The sequence below is a fragment of the Phormidium tenue FACHB-1050 genome (genome assembly GCF_014696925.1).
In the GTDB taxonomy this organism is placed as follows: domain Bacteria; phylum Cyanobacteriota; class Cyanobacteriia; order Pseudanabaenales; family Pseudanabaenaceae; genus Pseudanabaena.
In genome coordinates this window covers 95,960-108,554 of the sequence record NZ_JACJQY010000013.1, presented here as the reverse complement: position 1 = coordinate 108,554, position 12,595 = coordinate 95,960, and the positions used below count along the sequence as shown (strand labels likewise).

The 12,595-nt window shown below is 40.8% G+C and carries 12 protein-coding genes; 9 read left to right on the top strand and 3 right to left on the bottom strand.

The window, feature by feature from the left end; all coding sequences use genetic code 11:
* Nucleotides 1–145 precede the first annotated feature (145 nt).
* Nucleotides 146–655 carry a hypothetical protein gene (locus H6G05_RS10555; protein ID WP_190578132.1) on the top strand — a complete coding sequence of 170 codons (510 nt, stop codon included), beginning with the start codon at nt 146–148 and terminating at the stop codon, nt 653–655.
* A 196-nt stretch (nt 656–851) separates the two neighbouring features.
* Here the strand turns inward: H6G05_RS10555 and H6G05_RS10550 are convergent, their stop codons facing one another.
* Nucleotides 852–1,958, bottom strand: coding sequence for a hypothetical protein (locus H6G05_RS10550; RefSeq protein WP_190578131.1), 1,107 nt, complete (start codon nt 1,956–1,958; stop codon nt 852–854).
* Nucleotides 1,959–2,867: 909 nt separating this feature from the next.
* On the opposite strand from H6G05_RS10550, the gene gnd reads away from it, so the two are divergent.
* The 8 genes from gnd (at nt 2,868) to H6G05_RS10510 (ending at nt 8,457) form a co-directional block, all read left to right on the top strand.
* A complete protein-coding gene (gene gnd / locus H6G05_RS10545; RefSeq protein WP_190578130.1) occupies nt 2,868–4,292 on the top strand; it encodes a decarboxylating NADP(+)-dependent phosphogluconate dehydrogenase in 1,425 nt (474 codons plus the stop codon).
* A 195-nt stretch (nt 4,293–4,487) separates the two neighbouring features.
* Entirely contained in the window at nt 4,488–5,300 is an 813-nt protein-coding gene (locus tag H6G05_RS10540; protein WP_190578129.1) for a hypothetical protein, read from the top strand.
* A 1-nt stretch (nt 5,301) separates the two neighbouring features.
* On the top strand, nt 5,302–5,724 hold the full coding sequence (locus H6G05_RS10535) for a DUF488 domain-containing protein (protein ID WP_190578128.1): 423 nt from the start codon (nt 5,302–5,304) through the stop codon (nt 5,722–5,724).
* Nucleotides 5,725–5,797: 73 nt separating this feature from the next.
* Nucleotides 5,798–6,100, top strand: a complete 303-nt coding sequence (locus H6G05_RS10530; protein ID WP_190578127.1) for a hypothetical protein — start codon at nt 5,798–5,800, stop codon at nt 6,098–6,100.
* A 12-nt stretch (nt 6,101–6,112) separates the two neighbouring features.
* Nucleotides 6,113–6,754 carry a PD-(D/E)XK nuclease family protein gene (locus H6G05_RS10525; protein ID WP_190578126.1) on the top strand — a complete coding sequence of 214 codons (642 nt, stop codon included), beginning with the start codon at nt 6,113–6,115 and terminating at the stop codon, nt 6,752–6,754.
* Complete coding sequence (locus H6G05_RS10520) at nt 6,747–7,907, top strand: anhydro-N-acetylmuramic acid kinase (protein WP_199310453.1); 1,161 nt, start codon at nt 6,747–6,749, stop codon at nt 7,905–7,907. The genes H6G05_RS10525 and H6G05_RS10520 overlap by 8 nt, the downstream gene beginning before the upstream one ends.
* 36 nt (nt 7,908–7,943) lie before the next feature.
* Nucleotides 7,944–8,201: a hypothetical protein gene (locus H6G05_RS10515; protein ID WP_190578138.1), complete on the top strand. Its 258-nt coding sequence runs from the start codon at nt 7,944–7,946 to the stop codon at nt 8,199–8,201.
* Nucleotides 8,188–8,457, top strand: a complete 270-nt coding sequence (locus H6G05_RS10510; protein ID WP_190578125.1) for a type II toxin-antitoxin system RelE/ParE family toxin — start codon at nt 8,188–8,190, stop codon at nt 8,455–8,457. Before H6G05_RS10515 ends, H6G05_RS10510 begins: the two co-directional genes overlap by 14 nt.
* Before the next feature lie 52 nt (nt 8,458–8,509).
* Here the strand turns inward: H6G05_RS10510 and rpsB are convergent, their stop codons facing one another.
* Nucleotides 8,510–9,289, bottom strand: coding sequence for a 30S ribosomal protein S2 (gene rpsB / locus H6G05_RS10505; RefSeq protein WP_190578124.1), 780 nt, complete (start codon nt 9,287–9,289; stop codon nt 8,510–8,512).
* Nucleotides 9,290–9,577: 288 nt separating this feature from the next.
* Nucleotides 9,578–12,562, bottom strand: a complete 2,985-nt coding sequence (locus tag H6G05_RS10500; protein WP_190578123.1) for an ATP-binding protein — start codon at nt 12,560–12,562, stop codon at nt 9,578–9,580.
* Between the last annotated feature and the right edge of the window lie 33 nt (nt 12,563–12,595).

The window sequence follows — 12,595 nt, the reverse complement described above, 5'->3', positions numbered from 1 at the left end:
GAAATTTATGCTATTCATTTTTGGTGCTGGTGTTCAATATCCGCACCTTATACGATGAATGGCTTTTTTATCTATAACTCCTAATTCTGTCCGCAGTATTGATGGGAAGCATAAAATAAAAAATATAAACATCAAAATCTAAGCTGTGATACCAACTCTTGATGTCAAATATGCTTATTCGATGTGTCTGGGAATAATAATTGCCCTGACAGGTGTTTCCCTATGGCAACGTTTGCACCCAACGACACCTCGAGATATTGCTGAAAATATTGAATCGACTAAAGTTGTCGTACCGCCTTTACCCGCAACTTTTACGCGCCCCAGTCTCAATGATGGCGAGAATATTGGCAGCCTGCGCGTCGGCAATCGTACCGATCGCTCCGTGCGGATTGTCCTGTTTTCGCGAGTTACCTCCCAAAATGTGTGGCAAGCGATTGAGCCTCTGAATTGGGACTTCGCGCCCAATGAAGGTGGTAAAGAGGGCTTATTGTTGTCTTTGCCAAATTATAAAATTGCGATCGGTAAAGGTGATGTGATTTTTGCCTTCGCCACCGATGGTTCCCGCACTTACTGGGGACCAAATATTGTTGGCGAAACCGATGCCCCATTTTGGGACAGCCAAAACAAAGAATGGAGTATGGTATTGCAACCTTAATAGCTATAGCAAAAAAAGAGTTAGCTAGTACAAACCAAAACCCAAGAATCAAGTGGCGGCGCGAAGCGCCGCCACTCGATTCTTGGGTTTTATGTCCTAAACAAAACTTGCTTTGCTATATCAGTAGGGGCAATTCATGAATTGTCCCTACTGATAGCTAAAAAAAGCCCCTCTCGCATTGCGAGAGGGGCTTTTTTTAGCTATCAGTAGGCTCTTTGCGCTTAATCAATGGCTTCGGTACGGGTGGACGATCTTCCGAAGAAAATCTGGGACGTGGTGGATAAAAAGCACCATCACCGCCATCACCTGTATAGGATGGCTTAAATGGGCGATCGCTATAGGGGCGATCGTTGTATTTCCTAGGCGCAAATTTGCCACCGCCACTAGGACGACCCTTAAATTGTGAGCCGCGCTTACCCTTATAAGGAATAATTCCAATAAATTCACCATCAATAATCGTCAAGACATCCCCTTGACGTTGCACATTCACGCTCCAGAATTGTCCAACAGCATCAGTTGGCAACAACCCTGTAAGACGAACCTTGAATTTGCTGTATTCCTTGGTGACTTTATCTTTATGTTTATCAAACTTTTGCTCAGTACGGCGTACCTTAACAATTACTGAATTATCTTCAGTAGATTGGCTAGAGATCTCACCGCGCACCGAAAAATAACCATCTTCGACACTAGGATCAAGGGGGATATCAGGTTTACCAAGCTCAACAGGAGCCCACACGCCAGATATCTGTACATGTAATTTGCCTGCTTTGTCATTGGTTCGTGGATATACTACCCACAAATATTCGCGATCGCTTTCTAGACGCTTTTTAACAATCGAAATAATCTTGCCAAGTAGTACGGCATCAACTTGAGAACCATCCGTTGTGAGGATATGCCCTTTCGCAAAGTTATCTTCACTAGCAACATATTTCCCATAGATTACGCCGATCGCTCGGTACTGAAATGGCTCTGTTGCGGCTGGAATTGGCTGTAAACAGACTTTATTTTCTTTAGAATCTTCAGATTGATTATCTACAGATGCTTGACTGTCGCCAGTACGAATTAAGTTAGGATTTTTAACTTTTAAAGCCGCAGGAATAATCTTGGGAATAGGTTTAACTATATCCTCGGTTTGTTGCGATGACTTTTGCTCTTCAGCCTGAGTAGACTCTGGAGACTTAGGGGCGATAACTTTAACAACTTCTAGTTTAGGCAAGTCTTTAATCGGAGGTTTAGGTGTAACAGATCTTGGTAGTTTACTATTTGAGTCATCGGATTGGCTGGACTTATTGATTTTACTCATCTGAACCTCCAGAAAAATAAGTTGTCTAATGCGGACTAGACCTTACTAAGCAATTGCTAGAAAAATATGTTAATCAATCAATATCGAACTTACTTCTAAATACAGTCTGTATAAAAAAGAATTCTAGTCGAAAGATATCTCAGATTTAACTGAGATAAACCCATATTTAAAAACTACCTAAACTTAAGTTCCGCAAAAAAATTAAATGTCTAGGTAGTCTAACTTATCCCCTTGCTAATTGGCTTTGTGGCTTTAGTTTGGTTAGCGATAGCGATATTGTTAAATTTAGTTTTAGTTGGAGATGCATATATTGCCCACCTTAACTAAACTAAGCATACACCGTTATAAGTCAGACCTGTGAATACTTCCCTGAATGCTTCACAGAATTTCATGGTGTCCGCGATCGTATGGTAATTAAATGAAGCAACTTAACTTGCTTTGATTATACCAATCCTAATTCATTAAAGAAACTTATAGGATTAGTGAGAATTTACTTCTGCGGGGTAACTCCTCTTCACCAGATTATACAAAATCACAAAATGGCGTAGCCATTTTGTGATTGTAAAACTCTTGCTGGGCTTGGTTTTAATACGCAAAAGTGTGGTCACACTTTCGTGAATTGTTATTTATTGTTATTTCTTGATGTTTGAATTAATGTTTGATTTAATCCCCCCCCCAAAAAAAAAAGTAATGGCGACGGCGAAGTGTCGCCATTACTTATACATTTAGACAAGCGATAGCCATAGAAGTAGAACTTTTGGTGCTGATGGTATTAAGGATTTACAAAGGATTTGCGATCCCCGCTAAATCAGCGCTTACGATACCTTTGTCCTTAAGTTCAGTAAAAACTGACTTAACTTTGGGAATGCATCATATTGTTCATGGACGTTCATGAATAGAGAGGATTTTATGGCATCTGACAAGCAAAATTTTGGATTGATTGGTTTGGCGGTGATGGGTGAAAACCTTGCTCTAAACATTGAGCGCAATGGGTTTTCGATGAGTGTTTATAACCGTAGCCGCGACAAAACTGATAAGTTTTTAGCAACCCGTGCTGCTGGTAAAAATTTCAAAGGCACATTTACGATCGCTGAATTTGTTGCATCCCTAGAGCGTCCCCGCAAAATGTTGATCATGGTTAAGGCGGGAGCGCCAGTTGATGCAGTTATCAAAGAGCTAATTCCCTTTTTGGATGAAGGTGACATTATCATTGATGGCGGTAACTCGCTCTATGACGACACCGATCGCCGCACCGTGGAGCTAGAGGCAATTAATCTCAAATTCATTGGTATGGGCGTAAGTGGAGGTGAAGAAGGCGCACTTAATGGTCCCAGCATGATGCCTGGTGGGCAAAAGTCAGCCTATGCTGAGATTGAGCCAATCGTGACTAAGATCGCGGCTCAAGTCGATGATGGTGCTTGTGTAACCTACATCGGTAAGGGTAGTGCGGGGCATTACGTCAAAATGGTGCATAACGGCATTGAGTATGGCGATATGCAGTTGATTGCTGAAGCTTATGATTTGCTCAGTACTGGTTTGGGCTTGACGGCGAGTGAGCTGCATGAAACCTTTACCGCTTGGAAAAGCTCAGAGCTTGATTCTTATCTAATCGATATCACGACAGATATTTTTACGAAGATTGACGATCTCACTGGAGATGCGTTGGTCAATAAAATTCTTGATGCGGCTGGGCAAAAGGGGACAGGTAAATGGACGGTACAGAGTGCCTTTGATTTGGGTGTACCGATCCCCACGATGATCGCGGCGGTGACTGCAAGGGTAATGTCTTCTTATAAAGAAGAGCGGGTTGCAGCCTCGAAGGTGTTAATCAGTTCGACTTCTGGTAAGTATGAAGGCGATCGCCAAGAATTTATTGATGCGGTACGTGATGCGCTGTACTGTTCCAAAATTTGTTCCTATGCTCAAGGTATGGCGCTACTTGGTGCGGCTTCCCGTGACTTTGGCTATGACTTGAATCTAGGTGAAATTGCCCGTATTTGGAAAGGTGGTTGCATTATCCGTGCGGCTTTCCTTGACAAGATCAAGCTTGCATTTCAGCGCAATGCTCAACTACCTAACCTGCTAGTTGATCCCGATTTCAAGCAGACGATTTTGACTAAAGAAGCAGCATGGCGCAAGGTGGTTATGGCGGCGGCACAGTTGGGTATTCCGATCCCCGCGTTTAGTGCATCTCTTGATTATTTCGATAGTTACAGACGCGATCGCCTACCTCAAAACTTGACTCAGGCACAACGCGATTACTTCGGCGCTCACACCTATGAGCGCACCGACAAGCCCAGAGGCGAATTCTTCCACACTGAGTGGATGAAGTAAACCAAAGAAGGCGGCGCAATGCGCCGCCTTTTTTAATATTTGTTAAAGAAAGCGGCGCAAAAATAAATCAACTAAAAATTTTAGTTTTAGCTGAAAAATTACTGTTAAAGTAGTAAGATTTTTATTGGGAAAGTAGAGCAGAGATTCTAATATGCCGATTACAACTTTGATAGCAATATTTTTGCTAATTTTGTTATGGAAAGAAGAAAAATTTTAATTGCGACTAAAACCTATCCAGCGATTAGTACTAAATATAAAGAAACGGTTTGTACGGCTGGCATCCTATTAGATGATGATGAAAAACCTCTACAGTGGATTCGCATTTACCCTATTAGATATCGTGGTCTAGATACAGATAAGCGTTATAAGAGATGGTCTATTATTAGCGCTGAAATCGAAAGGAACGACAAAGATTATAGACAAGAAAGCTATCGAATCAATGATACATCGATAAATATCATTAGAACTATAGGCACAGACAATAATTGGGAAGATCGCAAATCTCTTGTATTGCCTTTACAATTTAATTCAATATTTGAAATTGAATCGCAAGGAAAATCCTTAGGTATTGTTAAACCTAAAAGTATAGAAAAATATTTCTCTAAGACTACTGAACGTGAATGGAGTAGCAAGCAGCAAGCCGTGCAAGATCAAGGTGATTTGTTTGAGCCATCAGTTGAATTAGATAAAATACCATATCAGTTTTACTACCAGTTTACAGATATGGATAACATAAAGCACTCATACTCTATAAGTGATTGGGAAATTTCACAGCTCTATAGAAATTGTAGAAATAACTCTCAATCGAACACTTTAGAAGGTAAGGAAAAAGAGGCTATAATTAAAGTTAAGGAACAACTAGAAGGCAATTTTTTAGCTAAAAAAGACCTTTATTTCATTGTAGGCAATCTAAAAAATCACAAGAAAACTTTTATGATTATAGGTATTTTTTATCCTCAAAAAATTGAACCTTTAAAATATCAAACTTTAAGTTTATTTGACTTATAAAATGACTACTTCAACAATTTCTACTAAAAATTCTATCCTAACTTTTGGTTATGGAAATAGGAAAGACTATGACTCTTTTCTAGAATGTCTAAAGACATTTAATGTTACTTGCGTTATTGATGTAAGGATGACTCCAAGGGCTTGGACTAGAAAATGGTATGGAGATGCTATTCAAAAACTTTGTGCGTCTCATGACATTCTTTATATATCGAAAACAGCACTTGGCAATGTATCAGGCAAGAGTAATTGGATACCACCTGATGCAGCAAAAGCAAACGAATCATTGCTAGAAGTTGCTGAAATACTTGAATCTAAAAACATATTATTGCTTTGCGCCGAAATGGATTGTTCAAAATGTCACAGGCTCGAAGTTGCAAAAAAATTACAGAAAATGACTAGTTCTTTGATAAAGAACATTACTTAAATAATTTTGTGTGTCTGTAAATTTTTCAGATCTGAATCACTTAAACTTAAGGGAGATCGCAGAGATTAAACTAATGGCTGAAAGATGGACAGATGAACGGTTAGATCGTTTTGCTGACAAAGTAGATCGGATCGCTGACAAGATAGAGCAGCAAGGCGAACAAATAGGCAGACTCATAGAGGCTTTGTACCTTGAACTGCCCAACATCAAGGCTGAGATAAACAGTGTTAGAGAGGAAGCCAGAGAGCAACGTGAAACCCTCCATGCTGAATTGGTAGAAATCAAAGAAATTACCAGACAGCAAGCCATTGTTGCTCAGACTCAAGCCGAAAGCATTAGACTGATGATTGAAATGCTAAATCGAAAACAAGCTTAGCAAGATAAAAAAATGCCTCAAACTGCTGTCACACAGGTTATCAAAACCTTAAACCATGTCCATCAAAGGCTCGGTCTACAGAGAGCCACTGATAGCCAATTTTTTACAGAGTGGTTTGAGGGGTTACCACAACTAACAGCTTTAGAACAAGAAACTTTAGATTTAATTCGACAACGCTTTCGATACCATCGTGAGGAAGGACAAGTTACTGAAGGTGCAGTCAATGCGATCGTCGTGTCGCGATTAATGGAATTAGCTGGTTTCTACGATCCCCCATTTCGCTTGCGATCGGAATTATCTGTCGAGATTGAAACCACAGTTGAGAATGAAACCTTACGGGGACGCATTGATTTTTTGGTCGTACAGGAACGTTTTTGGCGCGTAATTATTGAATCCAAAGAAACTGAATTTGATATTGAAGTTGGCATTCCCCAAACACTTGCCTATGCGATCTCCTCTTCACAAGAATCATCACCATTATTTGGCATGGTTACAAACGGTAATAATTTTATATTTATCAAGATTGATCCCCAGCTTAAACTGTATGACTTTTCAGAAACCTATTCAATGTTGTCGCGAACCAATCATCTTTATGATGTACTGCAAATATTAAAAGCGATCGCTACTATCTTTTTAGCTACAACTCATGATTAATGCGCCAACGGACAAAATATTAGCGATCGGCTTAATTAGTGGCACATCGGTGGATGGCATCGATGCAGCTCTGGTGGAAATTATCGATCGCCATGAAAAACTTGAAACTAACTTAATCGCAGGATATACCTATCCTTATGCTGCCGACCTGCGTACCGAGATATTAGCTGTCTGTGCAGGTGCGCCGCGATCGCTACAACAAATATGTGAACTCGACGATCGCATAGCCGAGAGTTTTGCCCAAGCGGCGATCGCGATTATGGAGAAAGGCGATCGCTTACCAGATTTGATTGCCTCTCATGGTCAAACAGTTTTTCATCGCCCACCAGTCACTCCTCAGGACGGCAAAACTGGACTCGGCTATTCGGTGCAATTGGGGCGAGGTGCGGTAATTGCCGAATTAACAGGGATTAAAACTATCAGTGATTTCCGAGTTGCTGATATTGAAGCAGGTGGACATGCGGCTCCCCTAGTGCCAATGCTAGATATTTTGTTGCTATCTGATCCTACAAAATATCGAGTATGTCAAAACATTGGTGGTATCAGTAACCTAACTTACCTGCCTCCAAAAGCCCTAGAAAATCAAGAAAAAGTTTTTGGTTTTGATAACGGTACAGGTAATGTCCTGATCGATATGGCATCACAAAAATTATTTGGGGTTGCGTTTGATGCGGATGGCGCGATCGCCCGCCAAGGTCAGCCTGATTTGCTATTGATTGATAAATGGTTAGAACAAGAGTTTTTTGTCACCGCACCACCAAAATCTACTGGGCGCGAGTTATTTAGTCCTGCATATTTAGAAAAATGTTTGCAGGAATGTGGAGGACTTAGCGATCGCGATATTATGGCAACACTTACAGAATTTACAGCAAGGGCGATCGCCAAAAGTTATCGTGACTTTCTGCCCGTATTTCCCGATGAGGTTTTAATCGGTGGTGGTGGTGGTCATAATGGCTATTTGATGGAGCGCTTACAGGATTTAGTTAAACCTGCGATCGTGATGCGTACCAATGACTGTGGCATTGATAGCGATAGTAAAGAGGCGATCGCCTTTGCGGTGTTGGGATATTTAAGAATCAAAGAACGCTGTGGCAATTTACCCAGTGTCACAGGTGCTAAGCGATCGGTTTTATTAGGTAAAATTTATCAATAGCAATATTTTCAACACTACTTTTATAGGTATCGAGCAATGTCAAATAAAGATGCCATCATTAACGAGTTGCAATATATTCCCGAATCTAAACTATCTGCTCTATATGATCTGATTCACTATTTTCGATTGGGAATTAATAGCGAGATAGAGCAAGAATCTGATAAAGATCTCGCAATAGATCAACATCAATGCTTAAAAACCATACAAAAAATTAAACAGGAAGGTTTATCGGGCTTTACCGAGATTAGTGATGTAAAAGCTTATATTCAAGATTTAAAACATGAAATTATTTAAAGATGATGACTATAAACGTAAAGAACACAAATTCTTTAAAAAACGTCCTCACTTAATTGACAAGTATGGAGAAGTTTTAGAAAAGCTTAAAACTAATCCATTTGATCCATCACTAAAAACACATAAATTAAAAGGCGATCTTAGCGAATTTTATGCCTTTAGTCTGACCTATGAATACCGCATTATTTGTGTTTTTTTAGTCCAAAATGAGACAATAGTTTTAGTCGATATTGGTAGTCACGATGAAGTTTATTAATACCAATAAAAAAGGGGGCGCTTAGCACCCCCTTTTTTATTTTTGAGAAGCTTTAAGCAACTTCCTCTTCATCGCCTGTGATGATCGCTTCATCTTCGATGTAAGCTTCAGCATCTTCAGCAGAAACTTCATACTCGATATCTTCGATATCGCCATGACGACCTTCGTAGATGGCATCTGCAAGCTTGCCAACGATCAACTTGATCGAGCGAATTGCGTCATCGTTTGCAGGAATCCCAATGTCAACGCTATCGGGATCGCAGTTGGTGTCAAGCAAAGACACAATGGGAATCTTCAACTTTTGGCATTCTTGAACAGCGTTGTACTCACGTTTGTGGTCAACTACGATCACGATGTCGGGTGGCTTACGCATAAGCTTGATACCGCCAAGGTACTTACGTAGCTTTTCCATTTCGCGGCGAAGTGTAGATGCTTCTTTCTTAGGGAGGCGATCAAGTGCGCCACTTTCGTCGCGACGTTCGAGATCCTTGAGGCGATCGACACGGGTTTTGATCGTTGTCCAGTTGGTGAGCATTCCACCCAACCAGCGTTGGTTGATGTAGTAGCTACCGCAACGGGCTGCTTCTTGAGCAATCAGACCAGCAGCTTGACGCTTTGTGCCTACAAACAATACTTTTTTGCCTTGCTCGGAAGCTTGACGCAAATAAGCGTAAGCTTCTTCGAGGTATTGTGCGGTTTGCACAAGGTCAATAATATGAACGCCATTACGCTCGGTGAAGATGTAAGGCTCCATCTTGGGGTTCCAGCGACGGGTTTGATGCCCGAAGTGAACGCCCGACTCTAGCAATTGAGCTAGGGTTACGACTCCCATTTAAGTTTTCTCCTGTGTTCGGGTTTATCCTTGCGCCTGAGATGGAATCTAGTAGTTACAAGTAACTCTAAACACCCGAAACCTCAAGCGTGTGTTTTTTAACAGCTTGTCTAGGATAACTCATATGTGGATCAATAGCAAAAGGCGATCGCCTTTTGCGTAAGTTCTAAATTTGTGAGTTGTTAAATTAAGGCGAAGCACTTAATTTAACAACTTGATTTTTGATAGCGCAGCTTCGTCGCGCTATCAAAAATCAAGTTGTTAAATTGCAGAACCCTAATATCTTTACTATTGGTCAGCAATTAATAAAAAACGAATATGTTCCATATTTTGCTCAGCACGCAGAGATTGTACTTGCTCGGCTAACTTGGTACTAGCAATAATTACATCAGGTTGAGATGCGATCGCACTAGCTCTCAAATCATCTTGAGGAGAGATTTTAGACGGTAAGAAACCTTGATTTTGCAACATATCCATCAATAGATCAATCGAGCCAAAGTTATCTTCAACTACGAGAATCTTTTTGCCTGTAGAAGCTTTACTAGATAAAAGAATATCTACCTCACGCAACAATATCGCCATATCTAGGGGTTTCGTCACATAACTATCAATACCTAGATGGCGACCCTTGTTTTTGTCATCTAATACAGAAACAATGATAATCGGAATATCTAATGTCGCAGGATCGGATTTGAGTATCGCCGCTACATCGTAGCCACTAATACCTTCCATCACAATATCAAGGGTAATCAGATCAGGACGACTTTCTCGTACTTTGGCGATCGCATCTTGTCCACTTCCTGCTTCGCGCACAGAATATCCTTTAGCTTCCAATTCCTGTCTGAGGAGATTACGGATGCTAGGATCATCATCAATAACGAGAATATTTTTGGGATGATCAATTGCACTTGGGCTGTCAGTTGGAGTTTGACCATCAGTCACAACTCTTTTCTTGAGTTGCTCAATGAGAATATCAAAATTAATGGAAGGAAGTTGTTCGGCTCCTGTACTAATCGGTAAAGTGAAAGAGAATGTACTACCTTTGCCAACTTCACTTTCCACCCAAATTTTGCCGCCGTGATGGGCGACGATTTCCTTAGAAATTGGTAGTCCTAGCCCTGTTCCTTGGGGCTTATCAGTGAGAGTGTCACCAACTTGCTTAAACTTTTCAAATACTTTCGGCTGATCGGATTCGGAAATGCCTACGCCTTGATCGACAACACTGACCACAATAAATTGATTGTCTTGTCTCACTCGGCAAGTGATACAGCCTTTCTCAGTAAACTTTACAGCATTAGAAATGAGATTAATTACAACTTGGATCAGACGATCCTTATCTCCATAGACATCTGGCAAATCCGCTTCAATTTCTCGTACTGGGGCTAATCCCTTTTGCTCAAAAAGGGCTGAAGTTGCCGAAAAAGCCCGATCAATTACTTCCGTAATTGCCATTGGCTGCATATTCCATTGCATTTTACCAGCTTCGATTTTGGCAACATCTAGAACTTCGTTTATTAGCTTGGTGAGACGTGTTCCCTCAGATACAATAATTTCAATATTTTCACTGACTTGGCGCACACTTCGGTTCACTTTCTTGTCATCGGACTGGATTAGAGGAAATATTGACTCTTCTAGTTTTTTCTGAATCAATTTAGCAAAGCCAAGTACAGAAGTAAGTGGTGTTCGCAGTTCATGGGATACGGTAGAGATGAAGTCTGTCTTCATTCGATCTACTTCTTTTTCGGCAGTAATATCACGAATTAGAATTACTGTCCCCAAATAATTTGTTCCCAATGGAGTGTCTTCTGAGATATTTTCTTCGCCAAAAATCGAAGTAGCAACTGCTTTGCCAATACGACGATCAGGCAAAGAGAACTCCTCACTAAAGACTTGTTTGGGATTTTCTCTCGTATTGATCACTAGATTAGTGATTTCTTCAGCTTTAAATATTTCTTTATAACTTGCAGCTTTAGATATAGCTTTGCTGCTGATCCCGATCATGCCTGCAAGGGCGGGGTTAAATTGAGTAACTTGATCTTCGCTATTAACTACCACCAATCCATCGACCATGTTATCGATAATTGCTTTGATCTCACTGGTACGCTGCTCGACTTTCTGCTCCAGTGTACGGCTGTAATCAGCTAATTGTTCACCCGAAGCTTTAAGTTGAGATGTCATTTGATTGAACGCGATCGCCAAAATCCCAATTTCATCTTCAGTTAATACAGGCGCTTGTGAATTAAGATTACCTCCAGAAACTTGGTTGGCGGCATCAGCGATCGCTAAAATTGGTTGAGAAATTCTTCGCGCAATCAAGTACACAGCAGTCAATAAGATACCTGCGGAGCTTAATCCAATCAGCAAAATATCACGAGCTAGGCGATCAGCTGGCTCAAAAGCTTCTGACTGTGAGATTTCTGCAAGTAAAGCTAGATTGAGGTTGTCAATCCAAATAAAACTACCCAGTACAGGAACAGTTTTATAGTTCTTATATAAACCTTCCCCATCTTTTCCTAAAGCGGCGGCGGAAATACCTTCACTTTTGATATCTTTGGCAAGTTGCTGATTATCTGCTCCCGCCCCTGAAATCAGAACATTTTTAGCGGTCAGTCTACCTACTAAATAGGTTTCACCACTCACACCTAGTCCAGTACGTTCGCGAATAATATCATCCACCCCTTGCAGATCGAGATCAACTGCCACGACACCAATGCGATCGCCCAATTTATTAATTAAAGGCGCAGCAAAAGTCATCGCCGCCTTTCCTGAAATTGGCGATATATAGAAGTTAGGAACAATAACGCGGGATTGGTCGCGAGTAAAGTAAGTAGTGGTATTGCCGAGAGGCTGATATTTTCCTTCTTTTTGTTTGTCTGTGGAAACGATGGTAATTCCGTTATTTGTCAGGATAGAAATTTGACGAATATTTGGTTTGACAGTAGATACATCCGCCATAAACTTCTGGAGAGATTCTACAGCCGCTTTAAATTCTGGAGATTCGCGATCCTTCGTAAAAGTGATCTCAGAATTAACGAGCAGATCTGGTAACTGCGTCATCAAAATTACATCACGCCGTTGATTGTCAACCCATTGATTTACTTGAGCTTCCTTTAGCGATGTGGCTACCGCGAGTCTATCAATTACTGATTTCCTCAGAGCATCACGACTGCGTGTATTTGCACTTACAGCAACGACTAAAACTGTGACAATCGACAGAACCGAGAAATATGCCACAAGTTGTAACAGCAAGCGTTTCTTAAATTGGTTGATCATCTTCCATACTCACTTTACTAACGATTCTGAAGG

Bases quoted from the DNA above. Each gene is read 5' to 3' on its own strand.
- H6G05_RS10520 (WP_199310453.1), top strand. From the start codon at position 6,747: ATGATTAATGCGCCAACGGACAAAATATTAGCGATCGGCTTAATTAGT.
- H6G05_RS10500 (WP_190578123.1), bottom strand. From the start codon at position 12,562: ATGATCAACCAATTTAAGAAACGCTTGCTGTTACAACTTGTGGCATAT.
- H6G05_RS10535 (WP_190578128.1), top strand. From the start codon at position 5,302: ATGACTACTTCAACAATTTCTACTAAAAATTCTATCCTAACTTTTGGT.
- H6G05_RS10525 (WP_190578126.1), top strand. From the start codon at position 6,113: ATGCCTCAAACTGCTGTCACACAGGTTATCAAAACCTTAAACCATGTC.
- H6G05_RS10550 (WP_190578131.1), bottom strand. From the start codon at position 1,958: ATGAGTAAAATCAATAAGTCCAGCCAATCCGATGACTCAAATAGTAAA.
- H6G05_RS10540 (WP_190578129.1), top strand. From the start codon at position 4,488: ATGGAAAGAAGAAAAATTTTAATTGCGACTAAAACCTATCCAGCGATT.
- H6G05_RS10510 (WP_190578125.1), top strand. From the start codon at position 8,188: ATGAAATTATTTAAAGATGATGACTATAAACGTAAAGAACACAAATTC.
- gnd (WP_190578130.1), top strand. From the start codon at position 2,868: ATGGCATCTGACAAGCAAAATTTTGGATTGATTGGTTTGGCGGTGATG.
- H6G05_RS10530 (WP_190578127.1), top strand. From the start codon at position 5,798: ATGGCTGAAAGATGGACAGATGAACGGTTAGATCGTTTTGCTGACAAA.
- rpsB (WP_190578124.1), bottom strand. From the start codon at position 9,289: ATGGGAGTCGTAACCCTAGCTCAATTGCTAGAGTCGGGCGTTCACTTC.
- H6G05_RS10515 (WP_190578138.1), top strand. From the start codon at position 7,944: ATGTCAAATAAAGATGCCATCATTAACGAGTTGCAATATATTCCCGAA.